The organism is Streptomyces sp. NRRL S-87, from assembly GCF_000719335.1.
Taxonomy (GTDB): domain Bacteria; phylum Actinomycetota; class Actinomycetes; order Streptomycetales; family Streptomycetaceae; genus Streptomyces.
This window is the reverse complement of sequence record NZ_JOGB01000036.1, coordinates 50033-64993: the sequence shown is the minus strand read 5'-3', so window position 1 is coordinate 64993 and position 14961 is coordinate 50033. Positions and strand designations below refer to the sequence as shown.

The window sequence follows — 14961 nt, the reverse complement described above, 5'->3', positions numbered from 1 at the left end:
AGTGGGGTCTGGACTACATGAACTCCCGCTACGGCTCCCCGGTCGGCGCCTGGAACTTCTGGCAGGCCAACCACTGGTACTGAGCCGCCAGCGGCGACAGACGTGCGAAGGCCCCGGTGGCCGGCCTCCCCAGGCCGGCCACCGGGGCCTTCCGCATGCCCGACGGTCCTGGGACTCAGCTCCGGTGAACGGCGGGTGCCGACGCGCGGAGTCGGCAGCGGACGTCGACGACGCCCTCGACGGCCCGGGCCAGCCGTACGGCCAAGGGGATGAGATGCCCGTCCCCGACCTGGCCGGTCACGGTCGCCACGCCCTGGGTGACGGTTACCCTGACCGCGTCATGGGAGCCCGGGAACAGGCGCTCGACGACACCGCGGCGGATCTCGGCCGCCAGGTCGTCGTCGGAGCGGAGGAAGACCTTCAGGAGGTCGGCCCGGCTGACGATGCCCTTCAGGGTGCCGTCGGCATCGACGACCGGGAGGCGCTTGACGCGGTGCTCGGCCATCATCCGGGCGGCCCGGGCCAGCGTGGCGGCGGGGCGGACCGTGACGGCCGGGGAGGTCATCAGGTCCGCGGCGCGGTCGGAGCCGGCCTTGGCGGTGTCGTCGAGGCGGCGCATCTGCTCGACCAGGCCGGGGCGGTGGTCGTGGAACTCCTCCTTGGGGAGCAGGTCGGCCTCCGAGACCACGCCGATCACGTGCCCGTCACGTTCGACGACCGGAACGGCGGTGACCTTCCAGCGCCCCATGACGGCGGCGATCTCCTTGAAGCCGGCCTCGGGCGTGACCGCCACGACCTTCTTCGACATCACGTCGGCAACGCAGTACACGGTGCACCTCCCGGTCTCTCCTCCAGCATCGGCTCCTCGGCCCGCCCTCCGCGAGGGCCTCAGGGGCCCGGGCCGGGGGGCCGTTCGGCCCCACCGGCGCCGGGGCGGGCCACCCGCGGCACCGCCCCGCGCCCCCCGCACGGCGCCGCACCCGCGAACGCGCGGGGCGGGCAGCCGTGACGGCGCACCGGAGCTGGGAGTGGACGTACGACCGCTACGACCCGAAGACGGAGCGGCTCGTCGAAGCCCTCTGCACCCTGGGCAACGGCCGCTTCGCCACCCGCGGTTCCGCCCCCGAGGCCGTGGCCGGACCGGTCCACTACCCCGGTACCTACCTGGCGGGCTGCTACGACCGGCTCACCTCGGAAGTGGCCGGCCACCGGGTGGTGAACGAGGACACGGTCCGGCTGCCCGACTGGACGGCGCTGCGCTACCGCTGCCTCCCCGAGGACGGCCCGCCCGGCCCCTGGCTGACACCGGACGACCCCGGCCTGCGCCGCTACCGCGTCCTCCTCGACCTGCGCGCGGGCACCCTCACCCGGCGGATGCTCTTCCACGACGCGCAGGGCCGCCGCCTGGGCGTCGTCCACACCCGGCTCGTGCACATGGGTGACCCCTACCTCGCCGCCCAGCGCACCACCTTCCGCGCCTACGGATGGACCGGCTCGGTCGAGATCGAGTCCGTCCTGGACGGGGACGTGGCGAACGCGGGCGTCGACCGCTACCGCGACCTGGCCGGCCGGCACCTCACCCGGCACCGGGCCGGCGTGGCCGCCGAGGGAGTGGCGTGGCTGACCTGCGCCACGGTCTCCTCCCGGATCCGGATCGCGGTCGCGGTCCGGACCTCGGTCAGCCCCCTCGCGCCGATGCACCCCCGGTGCACGGCGAGGACGGCCGCGCAGCGGTACGTCGTCCGGCTGCCCCGCGGCCGGCCGGCCGTGGTCGTGAAGACCGCGGCCCTGCACACCTCCCTCGACCGCCCCGCGGCGCGGCCGCTCGGCCAGGCCCTCGACCGGGTGGCCCATGCACCCGCCTTCACCACCCTCCTGGCCTCCCACCGGGCGACCTGGGAGCGGCTCTGGAGGGCGGGCGAGCTGCGGGCCCCGGGCGAGACCGGCCGGATCCTGCGCCTGCACGCCTTCCACGTCCTGCAGACCCTCTCCCCGCACACCGCCGAGCTCGACGCCGGCGCCCCGGCCCGGGGCCTGCACGGCGAGGCGTACCGGGGCCACGTCTTCTGGGACGAGCTGTTCGTCCTGCCGTACCTGACCCTGCACTTCCCCGAGACCGCGCGCGGCCTGCTCCAGTACCGCCACCGGCGCCTCCCCGCGGCCCGCGAGGCCGCCCGCAGGGTCGGGCTGACGGGCGCCATGTTCCCCTGGCAGAGCGGGAGTTCAGGCGCGGAGGAGACCCAGACCCGGCACCTCAACCCGCGCTCCGGACGCTGGCTGCCCGACCACTCGCACCTCCAGCGCCACGTGGGATCGGCCGTCGCCTGGAACGTCTGGCAGTACGCGCAGGCCACCGGCGACCTCGGCCACCTGCACGGCCCCGGCGCCGAACTCCTCCTCGGCATCGCCCAGTTCTGGGCCGGGACCGCCACCTGGGACCCGGACCTGCGGCGCTACCGGATCCGCGGTGTCGTCGGTCCCGACGAGTACCACGACGGCTACCCGGACGCCGCCGCCCCCGGCATCGACGACAACGCGTACACCAACGCCACCGCCGCCTGGGTGCTCGCCCGCGCCCTGGAGACGTACGCCGGACTGCCCCGCGCCCACCGGGCCGAACTCCTCGCCCGGATCGAGGCGCACCCCGGCGACCTCGACCGCTGGCAGGACGTCTCGCGCCGGCTGTACGTGCCCTTCCACCGGGGCGTCATCAGCCAGTTCCACGGGTACGGCGACCTCGCCGAGCTCGACTGGGACGGCTACCGGGCCCGCTACGACGACATCCGCCGACTCGACCGGATCCTGGAGGCCGAAGGCGACACCGTCAACCGCTACCAGGCCTCGAAGCAGGCCGACACCCTGATGCTCGGCTACCTCTTCGGCCCCGCCGAACTGCACGCGCTCTTCGACCGCCTCGGCTACCGGCTCGACGACGACACCTGGCGCGCCACCGTGGCGTACTACCTGCGCCGCACCAGCCACGGCTCCACCCTCAGCAGCCTCGTCCACGGCTGGGTCCTCGCCCGGCAGCAGGGCCCGGACGCCTGGCGCTACTGCGAGGAGGCCCTGCTCAGCGACGTGGCCGACGTCCAGGGCGGCACCACCGGCGAGGGCATCCACCTGGGTGCCATGGCCGGCACCCTCGACCTCGTCGAACGGGGCGTCATCGGTCTCGAACCCCGCCCCGACGGCCTGCGGATCGACCCCGTCCCGCTCGCCGGCGTACCCCGCTCGGCGTTCACGCTCTGCTACCGCGGGCACCGGGGCATCGACGTCCGCTTCGTCCCCGGCCGGATCGGCATCCGCGTCCCCGCCTCCCCGCTCGGTCCCGTGCCCCTGCTCCTCCCCGGCGGGCGGCGGGTCGTCCTCGCGGCGGGGGAGGAGCGGTGGTTCAGCCTGCGGCCGCCCACGGGCAGGGCCGAACGGCCCCGTCCGGAGCCCTGACGGCCCAAGCGCCGAGGGTCCCGCCCTCTCCACCCGGCGACGGGGCCCCTCGCCCTCCGTGGGCGAGGGGCCGAGCTCGGCCGGGAACCGGGACGGGCACCGCCGTGCGACCCGGACGGAACCGCCGCGCGGCCCGGGACCGGCACCAGGGCGACGGTCCCGGCGGGGACGGTCTCAGCGCAGCGTGAGGACCTCGGCGGCGGGGCGGCGCGGCGTGGCGGGTCCGGGGGGTCCGTAGCCGAGGCGGACGACCATCTGGACGTGGCCCTTGCCCGCGAGCGGGTCGCGGGCCGTCCAGCGCAGCTGCGGCCACTCGAGGGGCTGCGAGGTCATGGAGGTCGCCAGGCCGTCCGCCGTGGCCTGGAGCAGGACGCGCTGCAGGGCCTGTCCGGCGCGCAACCAGTCGGCGGGGGCGTCCCCGTCCGTCGTCAGCAGGGCGAGCTGCGGCTGCTTCTCGAAGGCCGCCCAGGACCGGCCGCGTACGGGCCGGACGCGGCCGAAGTCGCGGACGGGGGCCGTCCCGGTGCTGGGGCGCGGGCCGAACGCGGTGACCGGGACGCCGTCGGTGCGGCCTGCGGTACCGGGCCCGGTGTGGGTCCAGACCGCGGTCTCGGCGCGTGCGGCCGGATCGATCTCCTCGCGGTGCTCGGCGTCGCGGGCGAGCTCCAGGACCGTCTGCACGTGCCACGGCTCGGGGACCGTGAGGTGGCAGCCCTCCAGTCGGGCGGCGCCGGCGAGCGCGTCGAGGAGCGGGGCGGCCACGGGTTCGTCGCGGAACGGGAAGCGGCTGGTGTGGCGTCGGCGCAGGGCCGGGTGGAGTCCCGTCAGGTCCTGGTCCGTCCTGGCGGGCGCGGTGAAGCCGACGGCGGCGAGCAGCCACGGGTCGGAGGCGTCGGGAAGGAGGCGCACCCGGGCCTGGAGTCCGCGGTGGGCGGCGGACACGCGCAGGTTGAACAGGGCGGCGGCGCACCCGAGGTGCAGGGCGCGGTGTCCGGGGTCGGCGTGCGCCATCGCGCGGTCGCGGTCCCCGTACAGCGCGACGGTGCCGGTGTCCGTGCCGAAGACGAAGCGCCAGGGCTGCGCGTTGTGCATGGAGGGCGCGGTGACGGCGTCGTCGACGAGCCGGACGACGGCTGCGGGGTCGAGCAGGATCGGGGTGGTTGCGGGAGTGGTCACGGCAGTGGTCCTGTCTGGGCTCACCACGGCATCGCGTGGCGCGTGGGGACGGTGGGAGCGGCGGGGGCGTCGTCGGTCCGGGCGGTGACGCGGGAGGCCACGGCGACGACGCCGTCGACCTGTTCGACCAGGTGCCGCAGGACGGGGAGCTGGCTCGTGCGGTCCAGTCGGCCGGTGAGCGTGACGATGCCGTCGACCACGTGCACCTCGACCGCGTCCGCGGGGGCGCCCAGGACGCCCGAGAGGACGTCGTCCTCGACCCGGTGCCGGATCTCCGCGTCCGGCCGCAGGAACAGGCGCAGCAGGTCGCGGCGGGTGACGATGCCGACCAGGCGGTCCTCCACGTCCACGACGGGCAGCCGCTCCACTCCGCGGCGCGTCATCAGCCGCGCCGCGTCGGCCGCCGGCTCGTCGGCGTGCACCGTGACGGCCGGGGCGGACATGAGCTCGCGCGCGGTGACGGGCGACGGTACGGCCGAGCCCTGACCGGCGGCGGGGTCCTCCGGCCCGGTGCCGGCGGGCCACCGCGGTCCGGAACCGTCGGGCCACTGCCGCGAACCGGTGGGGACGGCCCCCTCCGCCCCCGCCGCCCCCACCCGCGCCAGCAGGTCGGTCTGCGACACGATGCCCAGGACCCGGTCCTCCTCGTCGAGCACCGGGACGCCCGTGATGTCGTGCTGGGCCAAGACCTTCGCCACGTCCTTGACGGGGGTTTCCGGGGCGACGGAGACGACGTCGTCGGTCATCAGGTCCGCAACCTTGACGTGCTGCATGGGGCACCTCCCGCCGTGGCGCGCCCGTCTCCCGGGGCGCGCGGGTCAGGTGTCCACCGTCCACCACGGCCGTGGGGCGGGGGAGGGGCCGAACGGTCCCTCCGCGGGCCCGGACGGGCCACCGGACGGCGCCACCCGTCCCCACCCCCGGGCGGGCGCGGTCGGTCGGCCGCCTCGCCCGCGACGACCCCACGGGCCCCGTCGGTCCCAGGGGCCCTGTCGATCCCATGGGCCCCGTCGGTCCCAGGCGCCCCGTCGATCCCATGGGCCCCGTCGGTCCCGGGACGGCCGCGGGCGCAACCTAGACGTGCGGACCACCGCCGTCCTTGCCGTTCCGGGCGTTCTGCTCGTGTTCGTGGACCTGTGCCGCGATGACCGCCGCCTGGACGCGCCGCTCCACACCCAGCTTGCCCAGCAGCCTCGAGATGTGGTTCTTGACGGTCTTCTCGGACAGGTAGAGCTTCTTGGCGATCTGCTGGTTGGTGAGGCCGGCGCCGATCAGCTCCAGGACCGACCGCTCCCGTTCCGAGAGCCCGGCCAGGCGGGCGTCCTCGGGCGGCTTCGACGCCTCCGGGTCGCGCAGCGAGCGCATCAGGCGCGCGGTGGTGGCGGGGTCGAGCATGGACTGGCCGGTGGCGACCGTCCGTACGGCGGCGACCAGGTCGGAGCCCTTGATCTGCTTGAGGACGTACCCGGCGGCCCCGGCCATGATGGCGTCCAGCAGGGCGTCCTCGTCGTCGAAGGACGTCAGCATGAGGCAGGCGAGGTCCGGCATGCGCGAGCGCAGCTCGCGGCAGACGGTGATGCCGTCGCCGTCGGGCAGTCGTACGTCCAGCACGGCCACGTCGGGCCGCAGCGCCGGGCCGCGGGCCAGGGCCTGCGCGGCGGTCGCGGCCTCGCCCACGACGACGATGTCCGGTTGGCCCTCCAGGAGGTCGCGCAGGCCGCGGCGGACCACCTCGTGGTCGTCGAGGAGGAACACCCTGGTCGGCGCCTCGGCCGAGGCCTGCGCTGCGTCGGACATGGTCACCCCCGACCCGGTTCGTGACGTACGCGCCCCGACGCGCCGTACGCCCACTCCTACCGGGATTGTCCCAGCAGCCGGCCCCACGCACCCGACGGCGGCGGCCGTTCGTCGGCAGCGGGCCCGGGGACCCGCCGGCGGTGGCCGTGGCCGTGGCGGTGGCCGGGGCCGTGGCGGTGGCGACGGCGCGGGCGGCGCGAGGTCCGTCCGGGCCCGTCCGGTCTCACGCGGCGGCCGTGGCGGCCCCGTCCAGCTCCATCCGTACGTCCACGACGCCCTCGACGGCGCCGACCGCCCGCGCCAGCAGGGGCACCAGCGCGCGCCCCGGCAGGGGGCCGCGCAGGGTGACCACGCCGTCCCGCACGGCCACCTCCAGGGCCCCGCCGGGAACGAGCTCGTCCAGCACCAGGCCGCGCACCTCCTCCGCGAGCTCCTCGTCGGGCCGCAGGAACACCTTCAGCAGGTCGCTGCGGCTGACCACGCCCTCGAGCATGCCGACCTCGTCCACCACGGGCAGCCGCTTGACGTGCTTGCGGGCCATGATCCTGGCCGCCTCCGCGAGGGTGGCCGCCGGACGCACGGTGACCGCAGGGCTCGACATGAGGTCCGCGGCCAGCACCGCGTCCGCCTTCGAGGCCTCCTCCACCTGGTCGGGCAGGACGGGCTCCTCCCGCCGGAACTCCTCCTTCGGCAGCAGGTCCGCCTCCGAGACCACGCCGACGACGCGGCCCTCGCCCTCCAGGACGGGCACCGCGCTGACCTTCCACTCGTGCATGATCTCGACGATCTCCTTGTACGACGCCTCCCGGCCGATGGCGACCGCGGTGTGCGTCATGACGTCGCTGACGGTGTAGGGCGCTGCGGACATGACCGGCTCCTTCGCGGTACTACGGGTCACAGCAGGCTGCCGGGGGACGGGGTGCTCATGGCGGCCTCCTGGTCGGGTCCGCCTCCAGTCTGGGCGGCGCGACCGGCGTCCGCGTGGGTCGTGCGGCCCCGACAGGGGCCCGACCGGCCCATGCCCGGGAGCCCGCCCACCTCCGCCGACCCGGGAGGCGAGCCGTGTACGGGAACGGGCACGACAGGGGCGGGTGGGGGTGCTTCGCCACCTCGGGCCGGATCAGCGGTACTCGCAGAGGTAGGCGGTCTCGACCGCCACCGTGAGCCGGAACGTGCTGTTGCCCGGGACGTCGAAGTGGCCGCCGGCGGCGAACGTCTCCCAGGCGTCGGTGCCGGGGAGCTGCACGGTCAGGGCGCCGCTGACCACGCGCATGGTCTCGGGGGCGGACGTCCCGAACTCGTACTCCCCGGGAGCCATGACGCCGATGGTCGCCGGCCCCTCCTCCTGGGTGAAGGCGATCGACTTGACCGAACCGTCGAAGTACTCGTTGACCTCGAACACGAGGGTCCTCCCGGGCGTGAGCGGAGATGGGCGGCCGGCGCGTCGCGTGCGCCTCCGGCGGGGCGCAAGGCTACCGGAGACGACCGTTCCGGTTCCGGCGCGGCGATGAGTCCGCGGCCTCCCGGAGGTCTATCTCTTTGACGGAGAGAACCGACTCATCGGGAGTACGCCATGGGGCTCATCCACATCGAGATGTTCGCGACCCTCGACCTCGTCGGGCAGGCGCCCGGCGGCCCGGACGAGGACCCGGTGGGGTTCCCGTTCGGCGGCTGGCAGGCGCCGCTGCTGGACGAGGTCGCCGGGGCGCAGGTCGGCGCCGCGTACGAGGGCACGGACGCCCTCCTGCTCGGCCGGCGGACGTACGACATCTTCGCCGCCTACTGGCCCCACCAGGAGGGCGGCGAGGACAACGAGATCGCCACGCTCTTCAACAGCGTCCCGAAGTACGTCGCCTCGCGCGGCGAGCCCGACCTGTCGTGGGCCGGGTCCACGCAGCTCGGACCGGACCTGGCCGGCGCGGTGCGGGAGATCCGTGACCGGCACGAGCACGTCAAGGTCGTCGGGAGCCTGAACCTCGTGCAGACCCTCCTGCGCGAGAAGCTCTTCGACCGTCTCGACCTCTGGCTGCACCCGATCGTGCTCGGCGTCGGCAAGAAGGTGTTCGACGACGGCGCAGTGCCCACCAACGTCACGCTCCTCGCACCCCCGGTGGCCAGCCCGAAGGGCACCGTGTACCTGCGCTACGGGCTCGCAGACGGCACGCCCGCCACGGGGGACATGAGCGCACCCGACCGCGGTCTCGGAGGCGACGCCTGATGGCTGAAGCCTGATGGCTGAAGCCTGACGGCTGACGGCTGACGGGTACGTCGGTCGTCAGCCGCGCGGTGCTGCGCGGAGCCCGGTGCGCGGTGCGCGGTGCTGCGACGGTGACCGGCCCCCACCACTCGCACCGCCGGGCGGCGTCGGCGCACGCTGCGCCGTGTGCGCCGTGCGCACGGGTTCGGGCAGGATGCGGTCATGGCGGAACGGGAGAGCGCGGCACCGGAGGAGTACGACGTGACGTCCGAGGAGGGCGCCCCCGCGGGGTGGCCGGTCAGGGTTCTACGGGCCGTCGACCGGAGCGCCGTCCCCTGGAAGAACGGCGGCGGCGTGACCCGGGAGATCGCGGCGTGGCCCGAGGGGGCGGGCATGGACGACTTCGTCTGGCGGGTCAGCCTCGCCGACGTGGCCGCCGACGGACCGTACTCGGTCTTCCCCGCCGTGGACCGTACGCTCACCGTCGTCGAGGGGAACGGCATCGAGCTCACGGTGGGCGGCGTCCGCCACCGGCTGGCGGAGCGCTACGCGCCGCGGGACTTCCCGGGTGACGTCCCCACGGACTGCCGCCTCCTGGACGGTCCGGTCGTGAACTTCAACGTGATGCACCGCCGGGGCGGCGCGCCCGCCGACACGGCGGTCGTCCGCGGCACCTCGTCCCTCTCCACCGGGTCGCAGGAGATCCTGCTCGTCGTCGTCCTGGCGGGCCGGGCGGAGCTCGACACCGGGGGCCGGACCCTCGTCCTCGCCCACCACGACGCCGCCCTGCTCGGCGCGTCCGCCGCCGGTACCCTGCGCAGCCCGGGCACCACGGCCGTGGTGCGCCTGCCGATCGGCGGCCCGGACCGGTCCCCGGGGGCCGGCGCGGTCTGAAGGGGTGCCGCGCACCGCGAGGGCGCCGTCCGGCGGCGCATGCCCCGCTCCGGCCGGGGCCTCAGTCGGCCAGCTTCTCCCGCAGCTTCTCCAGGAGCCGTTGCTTGACCTCCTTCTTGACCGCCGCGCTGTCCGTGCCGCTGACATCACCGCACGTGACGGTCGTGGTGCCCTCATCGGCGACGAATTCGGCGATCTCCCCCGGGTCGAGTCTGACGATCTGCTGCGGGTCGTCCGCGGTCGCCCCCAGGGCGGTCGCCGGCAGCGAGACACCGGCGCCCAACAGCACCAAAGACGACACGGCGAGGACGGTGCGACGCATCCGGAAGGGCTTGGACATGGCACTTCTCCATTCGTGGTAAGGGCTGCCCGGGGTTCTCCTCAAAGAGATCACGTGCGCGAACGCCGCGTCACGCCACGGAACCGCGGGACTTGACACGGAAAGCCCGGCCTGTTGCGCCGGCCGGCACGCCGGGCACCCCGCCCGCCCGACGGGACCGCGGGGACCCCGCCCGCCCGACGGAACCGGCGAGGACTCCGCCGTCCGGCCCATCAAGGGCAGGGGCCACGACGCCGAAGAGGATCAAGCGGAGTCGTCCGACCCCCGCGTTCCGGTACGCCTCCGCGCCCCACGCCGTCCCGATGGCGGCGGTCCCCCACCCCGGCCCCCGAGGCTCGGAGGAGATCCCGCATGCGCGCCTTCCTGCCCTCGACCGCCGCCGTCACCGCCGCGTTCCTGCTCTGCACGCTCACCGGCGCGACCCCTGCCGCGGCGGACCGGAGCCCCGACGGCGCAGCGCTGACCAAGGTCTCCCACGGCGATCCGTACGCGCACTGCACCATCGGCGCGAGGTCCCCCGACAGCGTCGTCTACCCGGGCACCGAGGTCGAGCCGTACGTCTCCGTCGACCCGCGCGACCCCGAGCGCGTCGTCACCGCGTTCCAGCAGGACCGCTGGAACGACGGCGGCGCCCGCGGCCTGGTGGCCTCCTGGACCACGGACGGCCGCACCTTCCGTCGAAGCACGCTGCCGTTCAGCCTGTGCGCCCCGGGCGGCGCGGACTTCGAACGGGCCACCGACCCCTGGGTGAGCACCGGACCCGACGGCACCGTCTACGCCGGCGGGGAGGGTGTCGACTTCGTGAAGAGCACGCGCAGCGGCCTCCTCGCCGCCACGTCCCGCGACGGCGGCCGCACCTGGCAGCACCTCACCACCACGCACGTCGACGAGCAGCCGTTCTTCAACGACAAGCCCTCGCTCACCGCCGACCCGGTCCGGAAGGGCACCGCCTACCAGGTCTGGAACCGCCTCGACAGCGCCCCGCCCGGCCCCGGCTCCCTCGACGGCCCCGGCTACATCTCCCTCACCCGCGACGGCGGCCGCACCTGGAGCGGGGCCCGGGAGTTCGTCGACACCAGCACCGTGCCCAACACCCAGACCATCGGCCACCTGATCGTCGTGGACCGGCGCACCGGCACCCTGTACGACTTCTTCGACCAGATCACGTACGCCGACGACCTGACCGCCGTCGTCGAAGCCCACTACGCGGTCGTCACCTCCACCGACGCCGGCGAGACCTGGAGCACCCCGGTCACCGTGGCCCGGGACACCTCGGTGCCGGAGGTCGACCCGAACGACCCCACCAAGCTGCTGCGCGCCGCGTCCACCCTGCCCAGCCCGGCCGTCGACCCGAGGACGGGCACGCTGTACATGGCGTACGAGGGCTCGGACTTCTCCGCCGGCAGCTTCGACGCCGTCCAGCTGGTGCGCTCCACCGACGGCGGACGCACCTGGGGCTCCCCCGAGCTGATCAGCCCCGAAGGCGTGCCGGCCTTCTCCCCGTCCATCGCGGTCGACGAACGTGGCACGGTCGCCCTCACCTACTACGACCTGCGCTTCCTCCAGCCGGGCGACACCACCACCCTGCCCACCGCCTACCAGCTGGCCACGCTGCCGCACGGAAACCTGCGGCGCCGTACCGAACGGCGGATCTCACGGGTCTTCGACTGGCTGCAGGCGCCGTTCGCCGGGGGTTACTTCCTCGGCGACTACCAGGGGCTGGCGGCGGACGGCAGGGGCGTCCGGGCCGTGCTGACCCAGACCCACTCCGGCGCACCGCAGAACCGTACGGACGTGTACACCGCCGCTCTCCCCACCCGGTGACCGGCCCGACAGACCTGGAGATCCACGCGTGGCGACACTGCTGGTCCGCACCGATTTCGACCACCCGGAGGCCTGGGAGACGCTGTGCCATACCCTCGAGACGCCCACGGCCGACGGCGTCCACGCCGACGTCGTGACCGTCGACGACCCCGCTTACCGCGGCCTGACGCCCGAGCAGGTCCTCGACCGGGCACCCGACGCCTCCGGGGTCCGACTGGTGGCCGTCGCCGACACCGCCGCCCTCAGCACCGCCGAACTGCCGCTCCTGACGATCGACGTCGCCGCGGAACCGCCCCGTAGCCTGCGGGTCGTCGCCGCGGAGCTCTGGTCGATCGACAACAACCTCTCCCTGGCCGCCATGGACTACGAGGAGTTCGCCGACGCGGCCGACGAGAGCGGCGTCTTCCGGGGCTTCCGGGGCTTCTGACCGACCCTCACCGCACCGTAGGGTTCCGACCCGTCCCGTCCGTCGATGCCGCCGGAACAGGAGCACGCCGATGCGCCTCTACGCCCAGACCCGAGCACGCCTGTGCCGGCAGGTGCTGGCCGATGTGACGGCCGTTGTCCTGGTGGCGCTCGCGGTGTGGTTCGCGCTGGCCGTGCACGACGCGATCATGCTGCTGGCGGAGCCGGGGAAGAAGGTGGAGGACGCGGGCGGAAGCCTCGCCTCCGGCCTCGGCGACGCGGGGGACGCCGCCTCGGACGTACCGTTCGTCGGGGACGTCCTGAAGAAGCCGCTGCAGGCCGCCGCCGAGGCCAGCGACGGGCTCTCGGCCGCCGGGCAGTCACTGCAGGACCTGGTCGGCCGGGTCGCCGACCTGACCACGTTCGCCCTGATCTTCTTCTCCGTGGCGTTCGTGCTGGTGCTCTGGCTTCCCCCGCGCGTGCGCTGGATCCGTCGCACCGCCCGGATCCGCAGCCTGCTCGACGCCCCCGGCGGGGCCGACCTGCTGGCGCTGCGGGCGCTGACCGGGCCGGTGAAGGACCTGGCCGGGATCCCGGTGCCGCCTGGGGGACTCGCCGACGCGTGGCGGCGGGGCGACGAGCAGGCCATCGACGACCTCTCCCGGGCGGCCCTCGGGCGGGCCGGCCTGACCGCCTGAGCCCTCCGCGCGGTTCAGCCGGGAGCAGGAGCGGCTGCCGGCCCCCGCCCCGGCCCGGCCGGCGCCAGGACGGCGGACGCGAGGTGTTCGCGGAACCAGCGGTGACCCGGGTCCGCCGCGTTCCGCGGGTGCCAGGCCATCCCGAGGTCCAGGGGCTCCAGGTCCAGGGGGACCGGGAACGTCCGCAGGCCCATGGCCGAGATGGTACCGGGGAGCCAGTCGGCCAGGCTGAGCGCGACGAGGTCGGTGTCCCGGGCGAGCATCATCGCGCTCGTGTGGCTGGGCACGACGACCGCGGTTCGACGGCGCAGTCCGAGTTCGGCGAGGGCGCTGTCGATGGGCCCCAGGCGCTTGCCGAGGCGGGAGATGCCGATGTGGTCGGCGGCGGCGAACCGCCGGGCGTCGATCCGCCCGTCGAAGAGGGGATGCCCGCTGCGGGCGATGCCGACCAGCGGCATCCGGGCGAGCTGCCGCGTCCGGATCTCGGGGTCCAGGTGTCCGAGGACGCCCAGTTCGACGTCCACCCAGCCCTGCCGCAGCCCGGGACCGCCCTCCATCGCCTCCGGCAGGAAGACGACGTCCACCTGAGGGGCCTCCGCGTGGATCCGCTCCACCAGGCTTCCGGCCACGCCCGCCAGGAGCAGGTCCGTGGCCTGCACGGTGAAGGTGCGCCGCAGGTGTGCGGCGTCGAACCCGGCACCGGGCCGCAGCACGTTGTCGCAGCTGCGCAGCAACGCGCCCACCTCCTCCCGGAGTTCCACGGCGCGCGGGGTCGGGACCAGCCCCTGTCCGGCTCGGACCAGCAGCGGATCGCCGACCGCGCGCCGGAGCCGGGCCAGGGTGCGGCTGACCGCCGCGGGCGAGGTGCCGAGGCGCGCCGCGGCGCGGGTCACGCTGTTCTCGTGGAGCAGGGCGTCCAGGACCCGCAGTAGGTTGAGGTCCATCAATGAGCCTCCTGAGCTGGGTTCTTGCGTGTACGGCAATGATTGGTTGCCCATCTTTGCATTGCTGTCGCGGGCGCCGGCGCCGGAGAGTGGAGACGCCCGCGAAGACGCGCGGCACTCCCGCTTCGCCCCGTTCTAGGAGCCGCTGTGCAGCAGTCCCCCCGTACCGGTCGAGAGGGCGACGTACTCGCCGTCGTCAGCCAGAGCGGACCGACGGTCTCGTTCTTCGACGCCGCCTCCGACCGGCACCTCGGCGCGGTACAGGTCCCCGCCGAGCCGCACGAGTTGTGCTACGACCCCACACAGCGACTGCTGTGGTGCACCCTGACCTACCACTCGGGCTACTACCACGCGAACGGCGGCCGGCGAACCGAGCTGGCGGTCATCGATCCCGACAGCCGCCGCATCGTCGAGGTCGTCGACCTCGCCCCGGAACACGGACCCCACGGGCTGGCGCTGGACACGGCGCGCGGGCGGCTCTACGTGAGCGTGGAGGCCGGGCAGGACCGGCCCGGCGGTGTCGTGGTGGTCGACACGGCGACCCGCCGGCCCCTGGGCCGGATCGACACGGACGCGCCCGGCCCGCACTGGTTCGCGATCGACCCCGCCGGGCGGACGGGTTACGCCACCAACAAGGAAGCGCCGTTCGTGTCCGTCGTGGACCTCGAACGGGGCGTCCTCACCGCGAAGGTCGACGTCCCGGGCAGCGAGGGGCTCGCCGTGTCCGCCGACGGCGCCCACGCCTTCGTCGCCGCGCCGTACGGCAACTTCTCCGCCGGCGCCGAGGGGCGGCCGGCCACCGGAATCCGCGTGGTCGACCCCCGGGCGGCGTCCGTCGTCGACACCCTGCCCACGGAGGACGTCGTCCTGCCGGTGCACCTCACCTCGACGGGCAGGCTCCTCGCGGGCGAGCTGCGCATGACGGCCGACCCGGGGGCGCAGCTCGGACGCCACGCGCCGGGCCGCCTCACCGTGTTCTGCGCCGACACCCGCAAGCAGGTGGGCCAGGTCGAGGTCGGACTCTTCCCGCTGACCATCACCTCCTCCCCTGACGGCCGGCTCGGCTACGTGTCCTGCGTCGTCTCCTCGACCGTCGACGTCGTCGACCTGGAAACGCTGGAGCGTCTGGCCCGGCTGGACATCGCCAAGCTCGGCGAGCCCGGCGCCCACGGCCTGGCCTACGTCCCGCGCCCCGCCTGACCGCCCTCACCGGACGGGGCACGGCGGCCCCCGAGCCGGACG

At 74.6% G+C, this 14961-nt stretch carries 15 protein-coding genes and 1 pseudogene; 8 read left to right on the top strand and 8 right to left on the bottom strand.

The window, feature by feature from the left end:
• Nucleotides 1-83 (top strand): annotated as a pseudogene (locus tag IF43_RS42940) (lytic transglycosylase domain-containing protein); the annotation flags it as partial.
• A 92-nt stretch (nt 84-175) separates the two neighbouring features.
• Here IF43_RS42940 and IF43_RS0122985 read toward each other — a convergent pair.
• The gene (locus tag IF43_RS0122985; RefSeq protein ID WP_037889649.1) at nt 176-808 is read right to left on the bottom strand and encodes a CBS domain-containing protein; all 633 of its coding nucleotides are present in this window, start codon (nt 806-808) and stop codon (nt 176-178) included.
• A 197-nt stretch (nt 809-1005) separates the two neighbouring features.
• On the opposite strand from IF43_RS0122985, the gene IF43_RS0122980 reads away from it, so the two are divergent.
• The gene (locus tag IF43_RS0122980; protein ID WP_051795887.1) at nt 1006-3444 is read left to right on the top strand and encodes a glycoside hydrolase family 65 protein; all 2439 of its coding nucleotides are present in this window, start codon (nt 1006-1008) and stop codon (nt 3442-3444) included.
• A 174-nt stretch (nt 3445-3618) separates the two neighbouring features.
• On the opposite strand, the gene IF43_RS0122975 is transcribed toward IF43_RS0122980, so the two are convergent.
• The 5 genes from IF43_RS0122975 to IF43_RS0122955 all read right to left on the bottom strand — a co-directional run bounded on the left by IF43_RS0122975 (nt 3619) and on the right by IF43_RS0122955 (nt 7819).
• The gene (locus tag IF43_RS0122975; RefSeq protein ID WP_234332476.1) at nt 3619-4620 is read right to left on the bottom strand and encodes a nitroreductase family protein; all 1002 of its coding nucleotides are present in this window, start codon (nt 4618-4620) and stop codon (nt 3619-3621) included.
• Nucleotides 4621-4640: 20 nt separating this feature from the next.
• Nucleotides 4641-5393 (bottom strand): CBS domain-containing protein, encoded by a 753-nt coding sequence (locus IF43_RS0122970; protein ID WP_051795885.1) that lies wholly within the window; start codon nt 5391-5393, stop codon nt 4641-4643.
• Between the two features lie 301 nt (nt 5394-5694).
• A complete protein-coding gene (locus IF43_RS0122965; protein ID WP_030203813.1) occupies nt 5695-6417 on the bottom strand; it encodes a response regulator transcription factor in 723 nt (240 codons plus the stop codon).
• Between the two features lie 223 nt (nt 6418-6640).
• Complete coding sequence (locus IF43_RS0122960; RefSeq protein ID WP_030203810.1) at nt 6641-7285, bottom strand: CBS domain-containing protein; 645 nt, start codon at nt 7283-7285, stop codon at nt 6641-6643.
• Between the two features lie 252 nt (nt 7286-7537).
• Nucleotides 7538-7819 carry a pyrimidine/purine nucleoside phosphorylase gene (locus tag IF43_RS0122955; RefSeq protein WP_030203809.1) on the bottom strand — a complete coding sequence of 94 codons (282 nt, stop codon included), beginning with the start codon at nt 7817-7819 and terminating at the stop codon, nt 7538-7540.
• 171 nt (nt 7820-7990) lie between these two features.
• Here IF43_RS0122955 and IF43_RS0122950 point away from each other — a divergent pair, with 171 nt between their 5' ends.
• Both IF43_RS0122950 and IF43_RS0122945 read left to right on the top strand, forming a co-directional pair.
• Complete coding sequence (locus IF43_RS0122950) at nt 7991-8635, top strand: dihydrofolate reductase family protein (RefSeq protein WP_030203808.1); 645 nt, start codon at nt 7991-7993, stop codon at nt 8633-8635.
• 201 nt (nt 8636-8836) lie between these two features.
• Nucleotides 8837-9508 carry a HutD family protein gene (locus IF43_RS0122945; protein ID WP_078910369.1) on the top strand — a complete coding sequence of 224 codons (672 nt, stop codon included), beginning with the start codon at nt 8837-8839 and terminating at the stop codon, nt 9506-9508.
• 61 nt (nt 9509-9569) lie between these two features.
• Here IF43_RS0122945 and IF43_RS0122940 read toward each other — a convergent pair whose 3' ends face one another.
• Nucleotides 9570-9848, bottom strand: coding sequence for a hypothetical protein (locus IF43_RS0122940; protein WP_030203806.1), 279 nt, complete (start codon nt 9846-9848; stop codon nt 9570-9572).
• A gap of 351 nt (nt 9849-10199) precedes the next feature.
• On the opposite strand from IF43_RS0122940, the gene IF43_RS0122935 reads away from it, so the two are divergent.
• The 3 genes from IF43_RS0122935 (at nt 10200) to IF43_RS0122925 (ending at nt 12775) form a co-directional block, all read left to right on the top strand.
• On the top strand, nt 10200-11672 hold the full coding sequence (locus IF43_RS0122935; RefSeq protein WP_051795881.1) for a sialidase family protein: 1473 nt from the start codon (nt 10200-10202) through the stop codon (nt 11670-11672).
• Between the two features lie 28 nt (nt 11673-11700).
• Entirely contained in the window at nt 11701-12099 is a 399-nt protein-coding gene (locus IF43_RS0122930; protein WP_051795878.1) for a hypothetical protein, read from the top strand.
• Nucleotides 12100-12169: 70 nt separating this feature from the next.
• The gene (locus IF43_RS0122925; protein ID WP_030203802.1) at nt 12170-12775 is read left to right on the top strand and encodes a hypothetical protein; all 606 of its coding nucleotides are present in this window, start codon (nt 12170-12172) and stop codon (nt 12773-12775) included.
• Nucleotides 12776-12789: 14 nt separating this feature from the next.
• Here the strand turns inward: IF43_RS0122925 and IF43_RS0122920 are convergent, their stop codons facing one another.
• The gene (locus IF43_RS0122920; protein WP_037889620.1) at nt 12790-13719 is read right to left on the bottom strand and encodes a LysR family transcriptional regulator; all 930 of its coding nucleotides are present in this window, start codon (nt 13717-13719) and stop codon (nt 12790-12792) included.
• 147 nt (nt 13720-13866) lie between these two features.
• On the opposite strand from IF43_RS0122920, the gene IF43_RS0122915 reads away from it, so the two are divergent.
• Nucleotides 13867-14919 carry a YncE family protein gene (locus tag IF43_RS0122915; protein ID WP_030203797.1) on the top strand — a complete coding sequence of 351 codons (1053 nt, stop codon included), beginning with the start codon at nt 13867-13869 and terminating at the stop codon, nt 14917-14919.
• The last annotated feature ends 42 nt before the right edge of the window (nt 14920-14961 follow it).

Bases quoted from the DNA above. Each gene is read 5' to 3' on its own strand.
- IF43_RS0122960 (WP_030203810.1), bottom strand. From the start codon at position 7,285: ATGTCCGCAGCGCCCTACACCGTCAGCGACGTCATGACGCACACCGCG.
- IF43_RS0122920 (WP_037889620.1), bottom strand. From the start codon at position 13,719: ATGGACCTCAACCTACTGCGGGTCCTGGACGCCCTGCTCCACGAGAAC.
- IF43_RS0122950 (WP_030203808.1), top strand. From the start codon at position 7,991: ATGGGGCTCATCCACATCGAGATGTTCGCGACCCTCGACCTCGTCGGG.
- IF43_RS0122925 (WP_030203802.1), top strand. From the start codon at position 12,170: ATGCGCCTCTACGCCCAGACCCGAGCACGCCTGTGCCGGCAGGTGCTG.
- IF43_RS0122945 (WP_078910369.1), top strand. From the start codon at position 8,837: ATGGCGGAACGGGAGAGCGCGGCACCGGAGGAGTACGACGTGACGTCC.
- IF43_RS0122940 (WP_030203806.1), bottom strand. From the start codon at position 9,848: ATGTCCAAGCCCTTCCGGATGCGTCGCACCGTCCTCGCCGTGTCGTCT.
- IF43_RS0122970 (WP_051795885.1), bottom strand. From the start codon at position 5,393: ATGCAGCACGTCAAGGTTGCGGACCTGATGACCGACGACGTCGTCTCC.
- IF43_RS0122965 (WP_030203813.1), bottom strand. From the start codon at position 6,417: ATGTCCGACGCAGCGCAGGCCTCGGCCGAGGCGCCGACCAGGGTGTTC.
- IF43_RS0122935 (WP_051795881.1), top strand. From the start codon at position 10,200: ATGCGCGCCTTCCTGCCCTCGACCGCCGCCGTCACCGCCGCGTTCCTG.
- IF43_RS0122985 (WP_037889649.1), bottom strand. From the start codon at position 808: ATGTCGAAGAAGGTCGTGGCGGTCACGCCCGAGGCCGGCTTCAAGGAG.